The sequence below is a fragment of the Anabaenopsis sp. NIES-4685 genome (assembly GCF_059725405.1).
Window position 1 is genome coordinate 3,550,470 of the sequence record NZ_AP043602.1, and the last position, 21,267, is coordinate 3,571,736.

16 protein-coding genes, 1 tRNA gene and 2 pseudogenes are annotated in these 21,267 nt (G+C 42.3%); 10 read left to right on the plus strand and 9 right to left on the minus strand.

All coding sequences use genetic code 11. The features are described from left to right. Window positions 1-126 precede the first annotated feature (126 nt). Window positions 127-969, plus strand: coding sequence for a DUF975 domain-containing protein (locus AC6IZ0_RS15125; protein ID WP_497723675.1), 843 nt, complete (start codon window positions 127-129; stop codon window positions 967-969). Between the two features lie 94 nt (window positions 970-1,063). Next, the gene (locus AC6IZ0_RS15130) at window positions 1,064-1,423 is read left to right on the plus strand and encodes a metal-sensing transcriptional repressor (RefSeq protein ID WP_271733999.1); all 360 of its coding nucleotides are present in this window, start codon (window positions 1,064-1,066) and stop codon (window positions 1,421-1,423) included. Between the two features lie 8 nt (window positions 1,424-1,431). On the opposite strand, the pseudogene nagZ reads toward AC6IZ0_RS15130, so the two are convergent. Then, window positions 1,432-2,525, minus strand: a pseudogene (nagZ, locus tag AC6IZ0_RS15135) (beta-N-acetylhexosaminidase). Window positions 2,526-2,779: 254 nt separating this feature from the next. Between nagZ and pds the strand changes: the two are divergent. The 4 genes from pds to AC6IZ0_RS15155 all read left to right on the plus strand — a co-directional run bounded on the left by pds (window position 2,780) and on the right by AC6IZ0_RS15155 (window position 7,147). Further along, window positions 2,780-4,219, plus strand: coding sequence for a 15-cis-phytoene desaturase (gene pds / locus AC6IZ0_RS15140; protein ID WP_497723676.1), 1,440 nt, complete (start codon window positions 2,780-2,782; stop codon window positions 4,217-4,219). Next, window positions 4,203-5,135, plus strand: coding sequence for a 15-cis-phytoene synthase CrtB (crtB, locus tag AC6IZ0_RS15145; RefSeq protein WP_271734002.1), 933 nt, complete (start codon window positions 4,203-4,205; stop codon window positions 5,133-5,135). Before pds ends, crtB begins: the two co-directional genes overlap by 17 nt. 170 nt (window positions 5,136-5,305) lie before the next feature. Further along, a tRNA-Ser gene (locus AC6IZ0_RS15150) sits at window positions 5,306-5,397 on the plus strand. Window positions 5,398-5,863: 466 nt separating this feature from the next. Continuing rightward, window positions 5,864-7,147 (plus strand): ABC transporter substrate-binding protein, encoded by a 1,284-nt coding sequence (locus AC6IZ0_RS15155; RefSeq protein ID WP_497723678.1) that lies wholly within the window; start codon window positions 5,864-5,866, stop codon window positions 7,145-7,147. A 72-nt stretch (window positions 7,148-7,219) separates the two neighbouring features. On the opposite strand, the gene AC6IZ0_RS15160 is transcribed toward AC6IZ0_RS15155, so the two are convergent. The 5 genes and pseudogenes from AC6IZ0_RS15160 to AC6IZ0_RS15180 all read right to left on the minus strand — a co-directional run bounded on the left by AC6IZ0_RS15160 (window position 7,220) and on the right by AC6IZ0_RS15180 (window position 11,501). Then, window positions 7,220-7,825: a hypothetical protein gene (locus AC6IZ0_RS15160; protein ID WP_497723679.1), complete on the minus strand. Its 606-nt coding sequence runs from the start codon at window positions 7,823-7,825 to the stop codon at window positions 7,220-7,222. 260 nt (window positions 7,826-8,085) lie between these two features. Continuing rightward, on the minus strand, window positions 8,086-8,400 hold the full coding sequence (locus tag AC6IZ0_RS15165; protein WP_497723682.1) for a hypothetical protein: 315 nt from the start codon (window positions 8,398-8,400) through the stop codon (window positions 8,086-8,088). 56 nt (window positions 8,401-8,456) lie between these two features. Then, on the minus strand, window positions 8,457-8,816 hold the full coding sequence (locus AC6IZ0_RS15170) for a hypothetical protein (RefSeq protein ID WP_497723683.1): 360 nt from the start codon (window positions 8,814-8,816) through the stop codon (window positions 8,457-8,459). Between the two features lie 581 nt (window positions 8,817-9,397). Next, window positions 9,398-9,803, minus strand: a pseudogene (locus AC6IZ0_RS15175) (QcrA and Rieske domain-containing protein). A 12-nt stretch (window positions 9,804-9,815) separates the two neighbouring features. Further along, window positions 9,816-11,501: an NAD(P)H-quinone oxidoreductase subunit 4 gene (locus AC6IZ0_RS15180; protein ID WP_271734008.1), complete on the minus strand. Its 1,686-nt coding sequence runs from the start codon at window positions 11,499-11,501 to the stop codon at window positions 9,816-9,818. Between the two features lie 559 nt (window positions 11,502-12,060). Between AC6IZ0_RS15180 and AC6IZ0_RS15185 the strand changes: the two genes are divergently transcribed. Continuing rightward, window positions 12,061-13,701 carry an alpha/beta hydrolase gene (locus AC6IZ0_RS15185; protein ID WP_497723684.1) on the plus strand — a complete coding sequence of 547 codons (1,641 nt, stop codon included), beginning with the start codon at window positions 12,061-12,063 and terminating at the stop codon, window positions 13,699-13,701. A gap of 47 nt (window positions 13,702-13,748) precedes the next feature. On the opposite strand, the gene AC6IZ0_RS15190 is transcribed toward AC6IZ0_RS15185, so the two are convergent. Further along, the gene (locus AC6IZ0_RS15190) at window positions 13,749-14,663 is read right to left on the minus strand and encodes a DUF8623 domain-containing protein (RefSeq protein ID WP_271734011.1); all 915 of its coding nucleotides are present in this window, start codon (window positions 14,661-14,663) and stop codon (window positions 13,749-13,751) included. Between the two features lie 86 nt (window positions 14,664-14,749). Between AC6IZ0_RS15190 and murG the strand changes: the two genes are divergently transcribed. Further along, window positions 14,750-15,823, plus strand: coding sequence for an undecaprenyldiphospho-muramoylpentapeptide beta-N-acetylglucosaminyltransferase (gene murG, locus AC6IZ0_RS15195; RefSeq protein WP_497723686.1), 1,074 nt, complete (start codon window positions 14,750-14,752; stop codon window positions 15,821-15,823). Window positions 15,824-15,926: 103 nt separating this feature from the next. Next, window positions 15,927-16,853 carry a cobalamin-binding protein gene (locus AC6IZ0_RS15200; protein WP_271734013.1) on the plus strand — a complete coding sequence of 309 codons (927 nt, stop codon included), beginning with the start codon at window positions 15,927-15,929 and terminating at the stop codon, window positions 16,851-16,853. 29 nt (window positions 16,854-16,882) lie between these two features. On the opposite strand, the gene AC6IZ0_RS15205 is transcribed toward AC6IZ0_RS15200, so the two are convergent. Continuing rightward, window positions 16,883-17,599: a class I SAM-dependent methyltransferase gene (locus AC6IZ0_RS15205; protein WP_497723687.1), complete on the minus strand. Its 717-nt coding sequence runs from the start codon at window positions 17,597-17,599 to the stop codon at window positions 16,883-16,885. 119 nt (window positions 17,600-17,718) lie between these two features. Here AC6IZ0_RS15205 and AC6IZ0_RS15210 point away from each other — a divergent pair, with 119 nt between their 5' ends. Continuing rightward, entirely contained in the window at window positions 17,719-18,765 is a 1,047-nt protein-coding gene (locus tag AC6IZ0_RS15210) for a hemolysin family protein (protein ID WP_271734015.1), read from the plus strand. Between the two features lie 35 nt (window positions 18,766-18,800). On the opposite strand, the gene AC6IZ0_RS15215 is transcribed toward AC6IZ0_RS15210, so the two are convergent. Further along, on the minus strand, window positions 18,801-21,071 hold the full coding sequence (locus AC6IZ0_RS15215; RefSeq protein WP_497723689.1) for a RelA/SpoT family protein: 2,271 nt from the start codon (window positions 21,069-21,071) through the stop codon (window positions 18,801-18,803). Between the last annotated feature and the right edge of the window lie 196 nt (window positions 21,072-21,267).

A 21,267-nucleotide genomic window follows, 5' to 3' on the forward strand; every position in this document is an offset into this window, starting at 1 on the left:
ACTAACCCTTGTGTATTGGCCTTGGCATTGTTTTTGCCGGTTCCTGGCTAAAAGTTGGTATTACTTATAATTAAATTACTGTACAATACCTACATATATCTGTAATCTCAACGAGGCTTTAGGTCTATGGCGGGAAATATTGGTTCTCCTGATCCCACACAACCACTGAGTGTAGGCAAGGTTATCAGTACTGGAATACGCTTGTATCGTTCTCATGTTCAAGACTATTTTTTCCTAGCACTCAAGGCTTACCTGTGGGTCCTAGTTCCCGTCTATGGTTGGGCTAAGTTTATGGCTCTGAGATCTCTGATTTCCCGCTTGGCTTTCGGTGAATTGGTAAATCAGCCAGAAAGTATCCCATCTGGTCAACGCTTTGTTAATTCTCGGTTGTGGGAGTTTTTGGTGGCGGTGCTGTTATTATTTCTTGTGGGTGTGGGACTTGGCCTAGGTATAGTGATTATATTTGGCATCTTAGGGGTTTTCTGGGGCTTGATATTTCCAGACGAAAATTCTGCTGCTGTTCTTCTGTTGGGTCTGATTACCTTGGTGACTCTGATTGTGGTAATCTTAGCCTGTTTATGGATCATAATCAGGTTATACTTAGTAGATGCGATCTTGGCTATTGAAGAAAATGTTGACGGGGTGTCAGCCATTAGTCGCAGTTGGCAATTAACTCAGGGTTACGGCTGGCGGTTGTTGTTGATTTACTTTGTGGGTTTTTTAATTACCATCCCGGCTCAGATTATGCTGCAAGTTATGACTAGTTTTTTAGAATTAGTTTTCTCACCGTTGATACTAGATGGATCTGCTCTATATGCTTTACTTTATTTTGTATTTTTGCTAGCCATCATTTTTAGTATTAGTGCTATGATTTTACCCTTTTATCAAACTCTCACATCTGTCATTTACTACGACCTGCGCAGTCGCCGGGAGGGTTTAGGTTTAAAACTACGAGACCACGAAATTTAACTGTTTGACTGGGGTTAACTCCTGGGAAAGAGTTTTCCCTTGATTTGCGATCCTCTAGGCTAGGATTTAACTATTAACAGTACTTAGAAGGCTCATGAATAAACCCAACCGGTTAGCAACAGAATCTTTATCTATATCCCATCCCCCAATAGAGCATAACCATGGACAGTCGGCTCATGCTCACGTTCATAGTCAAGAGTCACTGCGGAAAATTGTCAATCGGTTGTCACGGATAGAGGGACATGTTCGCGGTATTAAAACAATGGTGCAGCAAGATACCCCTTGTCCTGATGTTTTATTACAAATTGCGGCGGTGCGGGGCGCTTTGGATAAGGTGGCGAGAATTGTTTTGGATGAACATTTAACTGAGTGTATTGCTAGAGCGGCTCAAGAGGGGAATATGGAGGTGGAAATTCAACAGTTAAAAGCTGCTTTGGATCGGTTTTTGCCTTAGTACTAATTTTATCTCTCCTGGTAACAACAGGCGATCGCTAGTTGGGCGTGTTCCTGTAGGGTATTTTGATCCAAAGTCTGAATGGTATATTGAGGAGTCACCGCTAGTAGTTTCTCGATTCTATTTCTGGCTGCGATACTGTTGATTGATCTAGACTACCTTGATTTAACGAATCGGCAAAATCTTCAGCCATCTCATAGGTACGTTCTATGGATAAGGAATTAAGATTACGGGAGACAATAAATAAATCACAGCCAGCATTAAAGGCTTGGGCTACTGTACCACTGTGGGTAAACATATCGGAAACAGCTTTCATATCCAGGTCGTCGGATACAACTACACCCTCAAAGCCCAATTCGTCCCGGAGTATGCTTTTGAGGATAGCTGGGGAAAGTGTGGCTGGTAATTTGGGGTCTATGTGGGGGAATAAGATATGAGCTGTCATGATTAGGGGAATTTGCTCGGCAATCAGGGCTTTAAATGGTATTAGCTCCCGTTTGTGCAGGTCTTCTAGGGTCAGATTGAGTATGGGTAATTCAATGTGAGAATCTTTACTAGTGTCTCCATGTCCAGGAAAGTGTTTCCCACATCCTAATATTCCCCCTTCCTTAAGTCCTCTGTAGTATTCACATACAGCTTTAGCTGTGGTTTCTGGGGTGTGACCAAAGGCACGAGGTCCGATAATGGGGTTTTGAGGATGAGAAAAAATATCTGCTACGGGAGACCAGGATAAGTTTATCCCCAGTGATTTAAGTTCTAATGCTGTGGCTATTGCTACTTTGTAGGCGTGTGATCGACACAGTAAGGCATAAGGAAATCTGGTAATTGGTAATGGTGTCCTCACCACCCTTCCTCCTTCGTGGTCTAATGTCATAAACATAGAGTCACGTTGAGCATATTCTCGGATTTGGTGGTTAAGTTGCCCGAAAGTTTCTAGCCATACTTCGTAAGGGTTACCATCCTCAAAGTTTTTAGCAAAAAAAATCACCCCAACTGGTTTCAAGTCACTCAGTATACGTTTATCATCATCACTTAATGTCGTCCCAGAAATACCAACTATTAAATGATTACCAAAGGTTTGTAGCTTTTGAGATGTGAGCATAGGAAAAAAAAGAACTATAAAATATACTAAATATTTTAATTTATCTTCGGGAAAATTACATAAACTCAGTTAGATGGTGGAAATCAGGAAAACATTCAATTGTGATGGTGTTAGCACCTTTGGATGTGAGTAAGAGCATTCCTGAGAGAAGTTTTTTGAGAACAGATCGTACAACTGCTGCCAAATGTAACGGATTGCAACTTATAATGAGAACGACAAAACCATAAAGAAATATTAAAAGGCAGTAAGTTTAAATGCGAGTCGCGATCGCGGGTGCTGGTCTAGCAGGGCTATCCTGCGCGAAATATCTCACAGACGCAGGTCATACTCCCATTATCTTGGAGCGCCGGGATGTATTGGGTGGTAAAGTGGCCGCGTGGAAAGACGCTGATGGAGACTGGTACGAAACGGGTTTGCACATCTTTTTTGGCGCATATCCCAATATGTTGCAGCTATTTAAAGAACTGGATATTGAAGATCGATTGCAGTGGAAAGAACACACAATGATCTTCAATGAATCCGAAGCACCAGGAACATACAGCCGCTTTGACTTCCCAGATTTGCCAGCGCCCTTAAATGGTGTGGTGGCGATTCTCAGAAACAACGATATGCTCACATGGCCAGAAAAAATTAAATTTGGTCTAGGACTGATTCCAGCAATGGTTCAGGGGCAAAAATATGTTGAGGAGATGGATAAATATTCTTGGACAGAGTGGCTACGTAAACAGAAGATTCCCGAACGGGTGAATACAGAAGTTTTCATTGCCATGTGCAAGTCATTAAACTTCATTGGACCTGATGAAATCTCTGCTACGATCCTCCTCACAGCGCTGAATCGCTTCCTTCAGGAAAAGAACGGCTCTAAAATGGCATTTTTAGACGGTTCACCCACCGAAAGATTGTGTCAGCCGATAGTAGATTACATCACTCAGCGGGGTGGGGAAGTGCGGCTAAATGCTCCCCTCAAGGAAATTTTGCTCAACCCTGACGGTACAGTTAAGGGATTCTTACTCAGAGGGTTAAATGGGGCTGAGGATGAAATATTTACAGCTGACTTGTATGTGTCAGCTATGCCCGTTGACCCGTTAAAGGTAATGCTACCAAAACCTTGGCAGGAAATGGAGTTTTTCCAAAAGCTAGAAGGTTTAGAAGGGGTACCTGTAATTAATGTCCATTTGTGGTTTGATCGTAAACTGACAGAGATTGATCACTTATTATTCTCGCGATCGCCGCTCCTGAGCGTTTATGCTGATATGAGCAATGCCTGTCGTGAATATGCTAATCCAGATCGCTCAATGTTGGAATTAGTTTTAGCTCCGGCAAAAGATTGGATCACTAAATCAGATGAGGAAATTGTTACCGCCACTCTTGCTGAGTTAGAGAAACTCTTCCCTGACCATTTTGGGCAAGAAAATAACGCTAAATTATTAAAGTATCATGTGGTCAAAACACCGCGCTCAGTTTACAAAGCGACACCAGGTCGCCAACAGTACCGCCCCTCACAACAAACCCCCATCAACAACTTTTATCTCACTGGGGATTACACCATGCAGCGCTACTTAGCTAGTATGGAAGGTGCTGTACTTTCTGGTAAGCTGACAGCGCAAGCAATCTCGGAAGCCCCCCCGGTAGAAAATTCCTCAGACCTGCAAACGCCAACCCGACCGCCCGCAACGAATGCTGCAACTGCCTGATTCCCCACCGCGCATGAAAACGCTGGTCTCTGTAGACGAGTCCTACAAACTTTGTCGGCAACTTATAGCCAAGTATTCCGCGACTTTTTACCTAAGCACTTTGCTCCTGAGCGAAGAAAAACGTCCTGCTATTTGGGCGATTTACGCATGGTGTCGCCGCACAGATGAATTGGTAGATGGGCCTGGATGTGCCATGACTACGCCAGAAACCCTAGATTTATGGGAGCAGCAGCTAGAGTCAATTTTCGCTGGGGAACCAGTGGAAGATTATGATGTAGCTTTGGCTGATACTGTTCGACGCTTTCCCATCGACATTCAGCCCTTCCGGGATATGATTGCTGGTCAGCAGATGGATTTGTATCGCAGTCGCTATGAAACCTTTGAGGATTTATACCTCTACTGTTATCGCGTCGCCGGTACTGTTGGCTTAATGTCAACCTCGATTATGGGACTGGATGAAACCAGAAATTCAGCGCCGTGGAACTGTAAACAACAGCCTTATCTGCCCACTGCTGAAGAAATCGCCTTGGGAATAGCCAAGCAACTCACCAACATCCTCAGAGATGTAGGGGAGGATGCGCGACGGGGGAGAATTTATATTCCTCTAGAGGATTTGGCACGATTCAATTACACTGAGGACGATTTATTTAAAGGTGTAGTTGATGACCGCTGGCGCTCCCTAATGCGGTTTGAAATTAACAGAGCTAGAGAATTTTATACTAAAGCTGAAAGAGGTATTAGTTATCTATCCCCTGATGCTCGTTGGCCTGTATGGGCGGCTCTCATGCATTACAGTCGAATTTTAACCATCATTGAACGTAACGATTACAACGCGTTTACCAAACGTGCCTATGTACCTCAGTGGCAAAAATTACTTTCTTTACCACGGGCGTGGATGCGATCGCAGGTTCTTTAGTTAACTCCGTATTCAGAATAATTCGTAACCCGTAAGTTTTGCAACACCTGCCAGTCTCCTGACTATAAGTCAGGAGATTCTATATTTGCGTCTGATACTTCAAACAATTTTATAAATGATAGTTGACTAACTAAAAATACTCTGCTATATTTAAAATCTGTAGCCCATCTGGAGAGATGGCTGAGTGGTCGAAAGCGACAGATTGCTAATCTGTTGTACGGCAGGTAACTCCGTACCGAGGGTTCGAATCCCTCTCTCTCCGTTTTAGCGATACGCCTAGGTTAAAAAGTAACTTGCCTTCTTAACTTAAAGCCTTTTTCAGGCTAATGAAGTACACATCAATTGCCTATTCCCTATTCCCTATTCCCTGTTCCCTGTTCCCTGTTCCCTGTTCCCTGTTCCCTGAAACTAAACAACTTTGTACCTCACGAGCATGGGAAATGCTATATTTATAACGAGAATGCCGATAACCCTTGAGAACAAAGTGGTTACTTTTTTCTTAATGTTAGGTCTAGGGATGAAAGTTACCTATCTTATACATCAAGAAATATTGATATTTTGGTGAAAAGTTTTATTCCCGTGGGTAGATGCTATTATTTATCCGAGTAATTGAACCAATAATCCGCCTCTGTTTACATAGGGGAGTGTGAAGATTTGCCTAGTATAAGAAGAAGCTAGGTTGAATCTTACTTTCAGTCTCATAAATATCTCAGGGTAAAAAGTAAACTGTGCTAAAAATTCATACTGCCTTAGGCTTGAGTATAGCTACCCTAACAACAGGGTTTCTTTTAGGAGCTTGCGAAAATGCGAATAACACTAATACCACAGGGGAGAGTAGTTCCGGGCTAAAAATTGGTACTTTACTACCAAGCACTGGTGACCTAGCATCGGTTGGACAGCAAATGATAGGCTCCATTCCCTTGCTCGTAGAGACCGTTAACGCTTGCGAGGGAGTGAATGGACAACCAGTTACCCTCATAGAAGTGGACGACCAGACTGACCCCAGATCTGGTGCGGCGGGTATGACCAAATTGGCAACTTTAGACCGGGTAGCTGGGGTAGTTGGTTCCTTTGCTAGTAGCGTTTCTACTGCTGCTGTCTCAGTTGCTGTGCCGAATCAAGTGATGCTGGTTTCTCCTGGTAGTACCAGTCCAGTTTTTACAGAAAAAGCCCAAAAAGGTGAATTTAAAGGCTTTTGGTCGCGTACAGCTCCTCCTGATACCTACCAAGCATTAGCATTAGCTGAACTAGCTAATCAAAAAGGTTTTCGGCGAGTTTCTACAGTTGTGATTAATAACGACTATGGCGTGGGGTTTGAAAAAGCATTTGTAGAGGCTTTTGAGAAATTGGGCGGAACTGTAGTTAATAAAGATAATCCTGTCCGCTACGATCCCAAAGCCCAAACTTTTGATACTGAAGCCGCAGCGGCTTTCGCTGGTAAACCGGATGCAGTTGTAGCCGTTCTCTACGCTGAAACAGGTAGTCTCCTCCTCAAAACTGCTTATCAACAAGGTTTGACTGATGGGGTGCAAATTTTACTCACAGATGGAGTAAAATCATCTACTTTCCCCGACCAAGTAGGCAAAGGTGAAGACGGGAAATATCTCTTGGCTGGGGCGCTGGGTACAGTACCCGGTTCTGATGGCCAAGCCCTAGCAGCTTTTAATCAACTGTGGCAAGAAAAAAAAGGCGGTTCACCGGGGGAATATGCTCCCCAAGCCTGGGATGCTGCGGCTTTGTTGGTACTGTCCGCCCAAGCCGCCCAGGAAAATACAGGGGTTGGTATTGCTCAGAAGATACGTGATGTTGCTAATGCACCTGGTATAGAAGTTACTAATGTATGCGAGGGGCTGAAGTTACTTCGAGAGGGTCAAGACATTAACTACCAAGGGGCAAGTGGTAATGTGGATATTGATGCCAATGGCGATGTTGTGGGTGTCTACGATGTTTGGACTGTAGAAGCAGATGGTAAAATTAATGTGATCGATAAAGTTAGTCCTAATCCTCAATAGTCTCTGCCAAGGAAACAGCAAGGACATGGGGGTAGTCCGCCACAATCATTACCGGGCTACTTCCAGGTTTAGCTAATGTTCTTGGACGCTAGCCTCCAGAGTTTTCACCTGATTTTGTAATTCTACAATTCTTTGCATATGCGATCGCTCTAGAGAATAACTTAACCAAACAAAGCTACAACCAAACACAGTCACGAACCCAGCCAAAATACCAGTTAGTAATGTCACCTGGGAACGAAGATGTTTTACTTCCTGAAGTTGATACTGAGGTTTTGTTAGAGGATTAACATTTGTGTCGGGATTTGCCAGCACAACTTGTGTTGTCGGTATTTTTGCTGTTTGGGTGCTTTTGAAAGCAATCTTGTTTTGTATCCAGTTAGTAATTAATTGAGGACCATTATTTTGAAACCACCGCCAAGCAAAAATTCTAAATACTGGCTTGGATGTTCTGGAAATGAGTTTGAGAAGTCTATTGAGAGTCCGACAATGAAACTTATGGTTAATCAGGTTAATTGAGCCTACATCATAGAGAGAATCCATGATTAACTTGACTGTAGTCTCTTCCCTAGAAATCAAGTTTTCCAGCAACACAAGAACATCATGCATGAGTTCTTGTTCTTTTTCATTTTCCTTTATAACATTTTTAGTCTGATTTGATGATTGCCGCTGTTTATTCATATATATATAAGGGTTATTTTTAGCTGAAAGAATTATTTGTTGTTATGCAACCTGGAATAATTACTGCAAAAATCAAGATTACATCCCTAAATACAAAGTTGCATTAAAGCCTTTTTCAGGCTCATGAAGTACACACCTATTCCCTGTTCCCTGTTCCCTCAAACTAAAAAAAATTGTACCTCACGAGCATGGGAAATGCTATATTAGGTAAAAGGCAAGAGTGAGAATCACTTTTGCCTTTTATGTTTGAGATGATTCAGTTAAAAACCGCTGAAATTGTAACCAACTCCTAATAACAAACCGATATCAGTTTGGTCAAAAAATCCGGCATTAGCGGAAGCGGTGGCGGTAAATCGACTATTGAGAGGAAAATCAAGACCAACAGATACTAATAAAGCAGTCTTAGAATTATCACCAGTTTTAAGAGCAGCACCTACTCCAACATAAGGTGCGATCGCTAAGGGCTCCTCAAATGGACTTGGCTGCTGTAAGCTGAAGTCATAGGTAACGGGAAGCAAGATAGTGGTGTTGTTGCCAAATAGAGCAGATGGTCTTACAGATATGGTATTTGTCAATCCCACTTTACCCACAACGGCAACATTGGCATCACCTAAAGATGAGTTGCTACCTTCTAAACCAAGGTTACCAGCAATACCGACATAGTTTTTACCGCACGGCTAGGTCTACCAAAATCTATATTTGCTTGTGCTATCTGATGATGAGAAGTAAGTTTTGATTGAGAAATCAGGGATGCTGATGAGGTTTCCACCGTCCCCTGTACAGGTGTGAATGTTTCATTAGCAACTTCTACCTTGCATGGCGTAGCCATAGATATTGCATTCACAGAAGCCTCATGTAACAGTTGAGTATCTACTGTTTCAGCAATAGCAGACACACCACTACTTAACATTGTCAGAGCAGCTACGCTGGGTAGGTAAAACAAACTTTTGCATTTGTCTAGCTTGTAGTAGACAAGGGAAATAATATTCACATTCACTCCTGACAAAATATTGCCGCTATGGACATTGTGTACGATGATTCCACCAAATTTGGCGATATTTAAACTGTAACATCATAAAATCACCATTACATCCTTAAGTAGACAGAAGTCTTGATCAACATACTGTCTACTAGGTAGTAGAGATGAACTCATAAGAATAGTAGTATCAATAATTACAAAATACACAGAAGTCGCATATTTGACGTAACAAAGCAAAACTAGGGTGTCAAAAATAAATACTATCAGAAGGTTTTTGTAATCATGGGGCTTAATTACTACAACTGAGGATGAAATTTATAAGATGGCAATTAAAATTGATACTATTGTTCCATCCATTGCCTAGCAAAACTTTCAGGAAGTATGAAAACATGGACGTAGTATTTATCTATCTTTAGGAGGAATTAAAGTAGTGTTGATTAATACTAAATAAATAGGTATTCCGATCACCTGACGAAATTTAACTATAAAACGCTCAATTTTTGGCAAAAATTGAGCGTTTTTTTGAATGGGTCTTCCAGCCTTGTTTTTGAGAGCATCCACCATTCTCTCAGAGGATGTTTGATATGAAATTATTAATTTTGCTTGACTAATACTGAATTATTCTCAATCTTAGCTGAGTAAGTTTTGAGTGGTTCTCTAGCTGTCTCTTCGCACTTGACCATTAGTGTTATATTCTGCACCATGACAACGACAGGCAAACTTATTACCTTTCCCGTCCCATGTGACTGTGCAACCTGAGTGAGTACAGGTAGGGTCAACAGCGATGAGATTTTCACTGACCGATGTACCAACTACTAAAACATTGAAAGTAGGGGATTTTTGAACTAGCAATTGGCCATCTTTATCCAAATCCGTCACAGTACCCACAGTTTGCCAATCTCTAGATACTTTTTTAGAAGCACAAGCAGCTATAGCTACAGGTAAACTACTAGCGATTGTACTTAAACCTACCCAATTGATAAAATCGCGACGTTTCATAAGTTAATAAAGTTACTTAACAACTCCCAAAACGGGTTTTATTTCAGATGGGGGAATAGTAGGAACTGACAATCCCTGAGCATAGATGTGGGGATTTGTTTGGGAGATAGTCATCAAAGATTGGCGCACCTGAGCATTCACAGCCACGGTCTTCACGTCATACATCTGCATAGCCAACTTGGGGTAAAACCCGATACCGATAATCAGCAACAGAAAACAGGCAGCAATAAATACTTCACGGGGTCTAGCATCACTATAGATCGTTTGAGTTGGCAGCAGACAGTCAGTACCAAAACAAGCTGTTCCCTCGTCCTCCTGATTCTCCAAGGCTGCATTATTAACGTCACAGGAGACTGCAGCACTAGTACCATAAAACACCTTACGCAGCAAATTAAGTAGATAAATTGGTGTGAGGATAACTCCTATGGCAGCCAGGAAAACCGTGACAATACAGAAGGCGGAACTGTAGACATCACTGCTAGTTATACCAACGAAGACAGCAAGTTCCCCCACAAAGCCGCTCATACCTGGGAGAGCTAGGGAGGCCATGGCGCTGATGGTAAATAATGCAAATACTTTTGGCATTACCTGACCAATACCGCCCATATCATCCATAATCATTGTACGAGTGCGATCGTAGGTGACACCTGCCAGGAAAAACAGCACGGACGCAATTAAACCGTGGGAAATCATTTGCAACATGGCGCCGTTAATACCCAAATCAGTGAAGGACGCAATACCTAGCAGTACGAATCCCATGTGAGAAATGGACGAATAGGCCAGCCGCCGCTTCATATTAGATTGGGCGAAGGAATTCAACGCACCATAGATAATGTTAACAACCCCCAGAATTGCCAGAACTGGTGCAAAGTAAATATGTGCATCAGCCAAAATTCCCATATTCAGGCGAATTAGTCCGTATCCTCCCATCTTCAGCAGCACACCTGCCAGAATCATTGATACTGGAGATGAAGCTTCTCCATGAGCATCAGGTAACCAAGTATGCATGGGGAACACAGCCAACTTGACACCAAAGGCAATTAACAATCCTGCATATAGTAAAAGTTCTAAATTTAGTGGGTAATCTTTCAATCCCAACCGTGCTAAGTCAAAAGTGATATTACCCCCACCGTAGAGCGCCATTGCCAATGCTGCTACTAAAATAAATATAGAAGCTGCCGCCGTATATATCAAGAATTTTGTAGCAGCGTAGCGACGCTTTTGTCCACCCCAAATGGAAATCAGCAGGTATACGGGAATTAGCTCCACTTCCCACATAATGAAAAACAGCAGCAGGTCTTTGGCGACAAATACCCCAATCTGGGCTGAGTAGAGCACTAGCATTAGGAAATAGAAAAGACGAGGCCTGCGGTCAACTTGCCAAGCCGAAAAAATTGACAGTGTTGTTACCAGTCCGGCTAGAAGTACAAAGGGAACTGATAAACCATCCACAGCAACCGCCCAACTTAGGCCTAACTGAGGCATCCAGGCATAATTTTCTTCTAGTTGAAATACAGCACTGCTGGCATCATAATGCCGCCAAAAGGCGTAGCACATCAAGATTAAATCGGTAACTCCCACTCCTAGCGCATACCATCGTATCCACTTGCCGTCTTTATCGGAAAGAACAGGGATCACCAGAGCAGCAATGAATGGTAACAAGACAATCACACTCAGCCAGGGAAATTCATCTGTCATCGGATATCTAATGAATAATACTTACTTAGTTTAATTATCATCTCATATTATTAAACTTTTTAATAATATCTTAATAACTATGGGTGGCATAATAAAATTACTATCCTTACTCACAGGCAGGACTAACCCCCAAACCATAGGATGGTTTATGCAAAGATTCCCTGGAAATAGTCATTTACTAAGTATTTACACTAAGATAAGTGTGATATCACTTGATACTAATCGATAGTGTTGAAAGTGAAATGATGGTAATGTGAAATAGGCGTTCTGCTTTAGCAGCAGCGCTTGCGCTATCGCTGATATTGCAAGGAATCATCCTTTCAAATATAGTATAGTTCTATAAAAATTGTTAGCTAAGAAAATTCTCAAAACCTTAAATGCTGAATAGGCGATCGCTTATGGGTGACTTTGACTTGAGCCTCTAGGGTGCATTAGGTATGGAATTAGCTGAAATTTCAGCCGGTAATTATCTGAATATTTATGATAAAATTTTCAAAAAAGCTTTAACCGGTTCAAAATTTTCTCACTCATAAATAAAAATGTCGTTCGGTGTCAAATTATGCGATATACACTACTATCAAACATTACAATAAAGATTTTTTTATTAATCACCATTATTAACACATATTTCTTACTGAGAATTAAACCGGCAAATCCTGCACAGAATGTTATTTTGCGTTATGGTATTCTAGAGGAATCAATATCAGTTGAAGACTTGCAAACAATTGCCGAAACAGGAATAGTACCTCGGCAATATCAAGTTTATACGAATAAATTTCCCCCTGAAGATCGGCAAAAATTTTTAGAAGTACTACGTAAGAAAGTTACCGTAAATTTTGTAAATTTAAGTAGATTATTATATACTCCGGTTGGTAGTAGTATCCTCCAAGACTTCTCTAAACTCACATTCCGCAAAGATGAGGCGGGAATGCAAGCCCTGAGAACTGCGCTGGTACATGGTTCTAAAACTTCAGAAGGACTTTCTGTTATTAGCTTTATCCAAAATTACCCCAGTCAAAACCTTGTCATTAATGTGGCGGAAGTACCTGGGGTTTTTAGTAACTTTAACCTGTCCTATCAACAAAGCAACGAGTTTATACAAGCCATTACTCCCAGACTGGTTGCAAAGCCTGCACAATTGAATTTACCCTTTGATCCTGGGGAAGCAGGAACTGGGAAAGTACAGGTGATCAACTTACCAAGATTAAAAGATGAACAACGCCAACGTCTTGTTCCTGTTGACATTTATTGGTCAGATGCTGCCGGAACTACTAAACCTGTGATCATTTTATCACATGGTTATTCCTCTGATCGCACAGATATGCGCTACATAGCAGAACATTTAGCATCTCATGGATATGTAGTAGCAGCGCTAGAACATATTGGTAGTAATCAAGATTACCGAATAGATCCAATGCAGGGGGGTCTTGCATTGCTGATGAAACCCCAGGAATTTTTGGAGCGCCCTAAAGATATCAGTTTTATTTTAGACCAGTTGGCACAGTGGAACCAACAAGACAAACACCAGCTACAAGGTAAGTTAACAACCAAGAACGCTATGGTGATCGGTCATTCTTTTGGGGGTGGGACAGCGATGTCTATTGCAGGGGGAGAATTACAAGTAGATTCTTTAAGAGAACGCTGTGCTCAATTCCTAGATACTACTGTTAATTTCGGGGAGGGTTTGCAATGTGTTGCCAAAACTCTACCACAAGATCGCTACATATTACGAGACCCCCGCATTAAACAGGCGATCGCCCTTAACCCCACAACTTCCCTTATGTTTGGTGAAACTGGGTTAGAAAATATGGAAGTTCCCACCCTAATTTTAGCATCATCAGCCGATCAAGTAACCCCAGCGTTAACCGAACAAATCATTGGTTTTAGCAAAATCCCAGCACCAAAATGGCTAATTGGAATTGTGGGAGCAACTCACGGTAGTATCAAAGATCCCATTTCTACTGCACAGAGGGAGGAGAAGGGGGGTGTTGAGGTAGTTGGTGCCCAAGCTGCTGAGATTCATAGGTATATGAAAGTCATTACTTTAGCATTTGCGGCACAAATGACTCCTCAAAGGGAGCAATATAAAATCTTCCTCACCCCAGAGTACGCCCAATATGCATCTACCCAAGGATTTCCCATTCGTTTAGTGACTGAGATTCCGGCTGATGTGATGGAAGAGTTGAAACTCCCCCGCTAGCGGCGGAGTGTACACACAAACAAGCCTTTTGGTACAATGAATATTAACTATCTAACCACTTGCAGACGTTGAGTGACGATAGTAGTCCCATTAGATCTGACAATCACTGCTGACACCCAACGATGACCAGGAATAACTGGGGCCTGTCCGATTTTAAAAAGTCCCCCAGATTTGAGTCTTTCCAAATTTACAGATGTGGGATTGAGATATTTACTAAAGTGGACTGGTTCTTCTATTGCTGTTCCCAGTAGAAACTCATCGCCGAGTGGTTCTTGGACGATGGCATCGAAATAATACTTCTGTCCTACTTTTACTTGATCTGGTAAATTGATATCAATTTGGGGAGGCTGCTCACCAGAAGTAAGTAGGCTACGTTCTGATAAGATTTTTTGCTCGACTATTTTTGTGCCCTGAATCCGTTGACGAGATGTAATGGTGGTATTGAGAGCGAAATTACTGCTGTTGGTAGATGGTGAACCCACTATATTAGTTACTGTTTCGGCAACGATGGTATTGCCTTCAACTTGCCAAGATTGCAACTTTGTACTGTATCGCAAATTTGGATAACGTTTCCAGAATGCGATTAAGGATTTTTCAAGGGATTGGTAATTTAAACCATCTGTATTGCTGAAGTTGGGACTGTAAAATTGCATGACTTCTTTGATGTTACCACGGGTAGCTGCTGCATCCATTTGTGCTAACAGATTGCTTAATTCAGAGGCTGTACCGCTGGAAATGATGGTAGATGAGCTGTTGGCTGTTTGCCATTGGCGTAGCCTGTCTTTTAAGGACATCTCACCGCCTTGGACAACAGTAGACACAGGTTGTAATGGTTGTATTGTCCTAGCTTGAGCCGGTTGCCAATTACTAGTTACATTCAATAGTATTAGTGATATAGAGAACCAAATACTATGAGGAAATTTCTGTTGGTGTTTCAGTAATAAGGCAGTAATGTTAGTCATTTGGTAAGAGTTTGCTGATTTAAGTAGAGAAGGTCAGGAAATTGTTTTATCTTTAGATATGCTAGGCGCTAAACTTTAGATTGTTCATGGCAAACGCACCGATAAAATTATTAATAGCTGCTAGTGGGACTGGTGGACACTTGTTTCCAGCGATCGCACTGGCTGAGAAATTACCAGATTATGAGATTGAATGGCTGGGTGTCTCCAATCGTTTAGAAACTCAACTTGTGCCCACACAGTATCTATTGAATACTATTGCAGTTGAGGGGTTTCAGCAAGGATTTGGATTGTCTACACTCCGGATCATAGCCGGTATGGTGGCGGGGATTTTGAAGGTCAGACGCATCCTCACAGAAGGGAATTTTCAAGGTGTTTTCACCACAGGGGGTTATATAGCGGCTCCCAGCGTCATTGCGGCGCGTTCCCTGGGGTTACCTGTAGTTTTCCATGAATCTAATGCCTTACCTGGTAAAGTCAGCCGGTTTTTTGGACCTTGGTGTAGTGCGGTGGCCTTAGGGTTTGCGGTCGCTAGTCAGTATTTACCTCGCTGCAAAAATGTTTATGTGGGTACTCCCGTGCGCTCTCAATTCCTGGAACCAGGACTAGATAAATTGCTGGATTTACCTATTCCTGATGGTGTGCCTTTAATTGTAGTCTTTGGTGGCAGTCAGGGGGCGGTGGCGGTGAATCAGTTAGTGCGCCAGTCGGCTCCGTCCTGGTTTGATGCTGGTGCTTATGTGGTACATTTAACAGGGAATCAAGATCCCCAGGCGGATAGTCTCCAGCATTCGCAATATATCTCATTACCCTTTTACGACAACATGGCGGCTTTGTTAAGACGAGCCGATTTAGCCATTAGTCGCGCTGGTGCAGGCAGTTTAACAGAATTAGCAGTATGTGGAACGCCAGCGATATTAATTCCTTACCCCTTTGCTGCCGAAGACCATCAAGCATACAATGCAGAGGTATTTACCCAAGCTGGCGCGGCTTTAAGTTTTCGGCAATCGGAGTTAACAACACAGACATTACAAACTCAAGTTTTACATTTATTGCGATCGCCCCATGAATTAGCCACAATGGCAGAAAATGCCAAAGCGGTCGCAGTTCCTGATAGTGCTGACAAGTTAGCTTCTTTAGTCCGTGAAATACTTCATATGTGATTTTGTTTTATGAATGAACACAGGTGTTCACCTAAAGAAAGATACCGCAACAGTTAAAGTTTGCCAGAATTGAAATTATAGTAGCTGTTCTGGAGGTAGCCCGATGGCCAATAGTAGTGTGAGGATTGTTTCTTTGATTCCTGGTGGAACGGAAATTTTGGACGCACTGGGCCTGACTAATCACATTGTCGGGCGATCGCATGAATGCGACTACCCTCCGGAAATCAAAAATCGCCCGGTTTGTACTCAAGCACGCTGGAATTACCATCAGCAAAGCCGTAAGATTCATGATGATATCAACGACTTGTTACAATCCGCCCTAAGTATATATGAAATCAAAACCGATGTTTTAGAGAAATTACAACCCACCCACATTATTACTCAAGACCAGTGTGATTTATGTGGAGTCACCCTTGCAGATGTGGAAAAAGCCTTTGCTAGTCTTGTCCACACCTCACCTCAAATTATTTCCTTAAAACCGCATCTTCTTGAGGATGTTTGGCAAGATATTGAGCGAGTAAGTGATATCTTTGGTGTAGACTCAGTTCATGTCTTGGAAAATTTAGAAGCTCGTGTCACGATTTGTCAGCGAAAACTCCAGGGGCTTTCCTCAACAGAGTTACCCACAGTAGCCTGTATTGAGTGGACAGATCCTTTAATAATTGCTGCGAATTGGATTCCCGAATTGGTTAACTTAGCAGGAGGTCAGTCACAATTTAGCGTCAAAGGTCAGCCTTCTAGTTCTATATCCTGGGAAGCACTGTTAAAAAGCAATCCAGACATCATCATTTTTATCCCCTGTGGCTTTGATTTAAATCGGACTCGTCAAGCCGCCCAGTTATTCATTCAACGTCCAGACTGGGAAAAACTTCACGCCGCCCAGAGTGGTAGAGTTTATCTTGCTGATGGCAATGCTTTTTTCAATCGTCCCGGGCCAAGACTTGCAGATTCTTTAGAGATTTTAGCAGAAATTTTACACCCAGAAATTTTTAATTATGGCTATAAAGGAACCGCCTGGGATACGCTCTAAACGCAGCATCCGGAAGCGGTTCATATGGGTTAAGTCCAGCCGCCAAAAACAGCTAAACCGTAATATTTCCAAGGTACTGCTACTGTTTTAAATCCAGATTCAGTGAGCATTTGCAAATGTGTCTCCAAAGTAGCGAGTTGGTCTTGGCTAGAATATCCTTGCTGAGTACTACTACCAAGCCTAGTCCGTACCTCGGTTAAAGTATTTCCCTGTTGTGCTGCCCATTTTTCTCGTGCGGCCTGATAAACTTCTGTCAGTACAGGTGATTCTGGTAATATTGGGTCTGCATTGCCAAAATAACCCCCTGGGTGAAGACTCGCAGCAATGCGTTGAAATAACTTCAGCTTCATCTGATCATGGAGATGATGAATTGCCAAAGATGAGACACAGGCATCAAATTCGCTACTTATATCGAACTTTTCGGGATGATTGGCCCATTCACCAAAGTCTGCTTGTATGCCAGTCCACCGTTCTTGATATCCAGCATTGGTGATTTTCTCCCTAGCAAATTGTAACATGCGTGGTGAGTAATCTAAGGCTGTGATTTCCGCATTGGGACAGCAGTGGAAGATTTTCAGGGTTAGTTCCCCTGTACCGCAGCCTAGTTCTAAAATCCGACGAGTTGTAGTTGGAAGACACTCGGTAATTACCTCCAACATTTCATCATAGCGGGGTAAGAGTTGGCGAATACCGTTGTCAAAATCGGCAGTGTTAGCGAATACCTCTCCTGGAAATATTTGTGACATAAGAATCTCAAACTATTATTATTTATATTGACCCAAAATACATTAAAACAGGATGCTCTTGATTGGAGCGGGAATCTTGCTGTGGATTTTGATAAAATGGGTAAGAACTCCTAGCTTTTATGTTGCAGCTAATAATAATTGTATTTGTTGTGATTTTCGGTTCAGCGCTTTGTTCTGCTACGGAAACAGCGTTGTTTTCTGTTTCTCCCCTGAGAGTCAGACAATTAGCACAGTCCAATCATCCGGCCACCCTTGCACTGTTGGCAATTCGGGAAAATATGAATCGACCGATTGCCACAATTGTGATCATGAACAATATTTTTAATATTGTTGGCAGTATTATTACAGGTAGTATTGCTAGTCAAGTCTTGGGAGATACTTGGTTGGGAATATTTTCGGCAATACTTACTTTGTTGATTATCATGTTTGCAGAAATTATTCCCAAGACAATTGGAGAGCGCTATTGTGAACAAATCGCTATGGTGACGGCTTTACCTGTAACTGGACTGTCTTTAGTGTTCACACCTCTGGTTTGGATTATCGAAAATGTCACTGCACCCTTTTTTAAAACCAAAAAGCGACCAACCACAAATGAGGCCGAAATCAAGTTGCTGGCGAATATTGGTCAACAAGAGGGGATTATTGAAAGCGATGAAGCAGAAATGATTCAACGGGTATTTAGATTAAATGATGTCACAGCAGCAGACTTGATGACACCCAGGATTATGTTAACTTATATCCGCGGAAATCTCACTCTTGAAGCCGCAAAAAAAGACATTATTGCTTCTCAACATACCCGTATTATTGTAGTTGATGAGTCGATTGACCAGGTAATTGGATTTGCTTTAAAGCATAATTTACTCACAGCTATGGTTGAAGGTAATAACCAGGAAAAAATTGCTAATTTAGCGAGAAAAGTTCACTTTGTTCCCGAAATAATTCGAGCTGATAAACTGATGAAGAATTTCATCGCAGCGCGGGAACATCTGGCTGTGGTGGTTGATGAATATGGAGATGTGGCTGGTGTGGTAACATTGGAAGATGTACTAGAAGTGATCACCGGTGAAATTGTCGATGAGACTGATAGAACAGTTGATTTACAAGAAATTGCCCGCAAGAAGCGGGAAAAAATGTTGCAGTCTATTAATGTTAGTCATCCCAGCTAAGTTTTATAATCTTCTCTAACACAGCCTAGTAAATACTATTCGTCAATTTGACCAAGGCGACGGATGTTTAAAATGTCGCTCATTTTCTTAATTTGAGTAAACACTTGCTCTAGTTGCAAGCGATCGCGTATATCTATTCCTAAATCAATCAAAGCGGGTTGATCAATAGAAGTTTTCACCTGTGCATGACGCACATTAATTCCCTGGTCACTCAACCGGGATAAAATATCCTTGAGGACTCCCACACGGTCAAGAGCTTCGATTTGCACATTTACCGGGTAAGTCTGGGGACGACTGATATGTTCAACAGCACAGTTCCAACTGACGGGTACTAAGCGCTCAAACTCCACACTTTCGAGATTACTACACCCCTGACGATGGATAGAAATTCCTCTACCCCGTGTGACCACACCAATAATTGCTTCACCGGGAAGGGGAGTACAACAACCAGCGAGATGATATACCAATCCCTCTACGCCAATAATGGGTGAATCACAAGGACGGGTATTCAGGGGAGGGGTATCGCGGACAATTTTTGATGTTGTTGGTATTTCTTTACCGGGAAATAAAGAAACAACGTTAGCAGGTTGTTGTTCTTTAGCTACTTCTGACCAGCGATTGAGAACTAAGTTGAGGGTAGTTTCACCGTAACCCAGACCTGCTAGTAAATCTTCGACGCTGTGATAATTACACTTTTCGGCCACAGTTTGCATGGCTTGTGATTTGAGCAAGTTATCAAAACCTGTTTTACCTAGTTCCTTTTCCAATAATTCCCGTCCCCGATCCAGATTTTCATCGCGGCGCGATCGCTTGTACCATTGTTTAATGCGATACTTCGCTGCCGAAGTTCTGGCAAAATTCAACCAATCCAAACTAGGATGGCTGTTCTTCTGGGTAATAATTTCTACAATAGCCCCATTTTGCAAAGGAGTTGACAAAGGTACCATGCGTCCGTTTACCCTGGCTCCGGCACAGTGGTTACCCACTTCGGTGTGAATATGATAAGCAAAATCTATACAGGTTGCACCAGGACTTAAAGGTATAACATCCCCCTTAGGGGTGAAGACATAGACATCATCTCCAAATAAATTATCTTTGACGCTATCAAGATATTCTTGAGCGTCATTGAGATCACTTTGCCATTCCAGCAGATGTCTTAACCAAGTAAACTTTTCATCAGCGCTGGTGAGTTGGCTAGTAGAACCACCTGTTTCCTTGTACTTCCAATGGGCTGCAATCCCATATTCAGCCACATGATGCATTTCCACAGTGCGAATTTGGATTTCCAAAGGGCGGCCAGTCAGCCCAATCACTCCAGTATGCAACGACTGGTAATGGTTAGGCTTGGGCAAGCCGATGTAATCTTTAAATCGAGAGGGAATAGGGCGAAAAGTATCATGAACCACTGCCAAAGCCCGGTAACATTCCTCATTAGTCTGGACAATAATCCGCAGGGCGGCCAAATCATAAATTTCATGAAATTCTTTTTGCTGCCTTTGCATTTTTTGATAAATGCTATAAAGGTGCTTAGGACGACCACTGATATCCTGACATTTAATACCCGCTTGCTGCAAACGCTCCCGCAGTATCTCTGTAGCTTTAGCCAATTTTTCTTCCCGCGCCGTCCGTTTTTCGGAAACATGATCCTGCATTTGCCGAAAGGCTTCCGGTTCCAGGTATTTAAAGGACAAATCTTCAAGTTCCCACTTGATGTGCCACATCCCCAGGCGATTTGCTAAGGGGGCAAAAATATCTCTGGTTTCTTGGGCGGTGCGCAGACGACTAGACTCTGACATATATTGTAAAGTTCGCATATTATGCAAACGGTCTGCCAGTTTCACCACAATTACCCGAATATCCTTGGCCATAGCTACAAACATCCGCCGGAAGTTTTCCGCTTGGCTTTCGGTTTTGCTGTTGAAATTTATTTTAGAAAGCTTGGTGACACCTTCTACTAATTGGCGTACTTCTGCTCCAAAGTGTTTTTCTATGTCTTCACTTGTGACATCTGTATCCTCCACTACATCATGAAGAAATCCAGCTGCTATCATGGCAGCACTGCCACCTAAATCTCGCAGTAATCCGGCTACGGCTACGGGGTGACTAATATATAGTTCTCCCGATTTGCGGTATTGACCCTCATGGAGTTGATAGGCAAATTCAAAGGCCTTACCAATTAAAACTTCATCACTATACTTTTGCTGTTCTTCTGGATCACCCCTATATGCTGATGACTCTCGTAAACATTTGTGAAGCCATTCCGGAAGGGCGAGTGTAGTTGTGGAATTTACAAGTGTGCTGCTCATACAATTAGGGATTAAACGTAATCAGTAGATAAGTGAGAGATGAAGATTATGGGTAGCAGGAAGGGTGGAAAATCCTATCTGCTACAGTTAAGAAGAAAAATGAGGATAATTTTCTAGTTGCCTGTGGTAATTATCCATACAGCAATGATAAATCTATATTATGGCAAAACCTCAAAGCTGGAGTTGAGGCACTGCG

Excerpts from the sequence above, each read along its gene's own strand:
- AC6IZ0_RS15125 (WP_497723675.1), top strand. The coding sequence starts at position 127 with ATGGCGGGAAATATTGGTTCTCCTGATCCCACACAACCACTGAGTGTA.
- AC6IZ0_RS15130 (WP_271733999.1), top strand. The coding sequence starts at position 1,064 with ATGAATAAACCCAACCGGTTAGCAACAGAATCTTTATCTATATCCCAT.
- pds (WP_497723676.1), top strand. The coding sequence starts at position 2,780 with ATGCGAGTCGCGATCGCGGGTGCTGGTCTAGCAGGGCTATCCTGCGCG.
- crtB (WP_271734002.1), top strand. The coding sequence starts at position 4,203 with ATGCTGCAACTGCCTGATTCCCCACCGCGCATGAAAACGCTGGTCTCT.
- AC6IZ0_RS15160 (WP_497723679.1), bottom strand. The coding sequence starts at position 7,825 with ATGAATAAACAGCGGCAATCATCAAATCAGACTAAAAATGTTATAAAG.
- AC6IZ0_RS15180 (WP_271734008.1), bottom strand. The coding sequence starts at position 11,501 with ATGACAGATGAATTTCCCTGGCTGAGTGTGATTGTCTTGTTACCATTC.
- AC6IZ0_RS15185 (WP_497723684.1), top strand. The coding sequence starts at position 12,061 with ATGCGATATACACTACTATCAAACATTACAATAAAGATTTTTTTATTA.
- AC6IZ0_RS15190 (WP_271734011.1), bottom strand. The coding sequence starts at position 14,663 with ATGACTAACATTACTGCCTTATTACTGAAACACCAACAGAAATTTCCT.
- murG (WP_497723686.1), top strand. The coding sequence starts at position 14,750 with ATGGCAAACGCACCGATAAAATTATTAATAGCTGCTAGTGGGACTGGT.
- AC6IZ0_RS15200 (WP_271734013.1), top strand. The coding sequence starts at position 15,927 with ATGGCCAATAGTAGTGTGAGGATTGTTTCTTTGATTCCTGGTGGAACG.
- AC6IZ0_RS15205 (WP_497723687.1), bottom strand. The coding sequence starts at position 17,599 with ATGTCACAAATATTTCCAGGAGAGGTATTCGCTAACACTGCCGATTTT.
- AC6IZ0_RS15210 (WP_271734015.1), top strand. The coding sequence starts at position 17,719 with ATGTTGCAGCTAATAATAATTGTATTTGTTGTGATTTTCGGTTCAGCG.
- AC6IZ0_RS15215 (WP_497723689.1), bottom strand. The coding sequence starts at position 21,071 with ATGAGCAGCACACTTGTAAATTCCACAACTACACTCGCCCTTCCGGAA.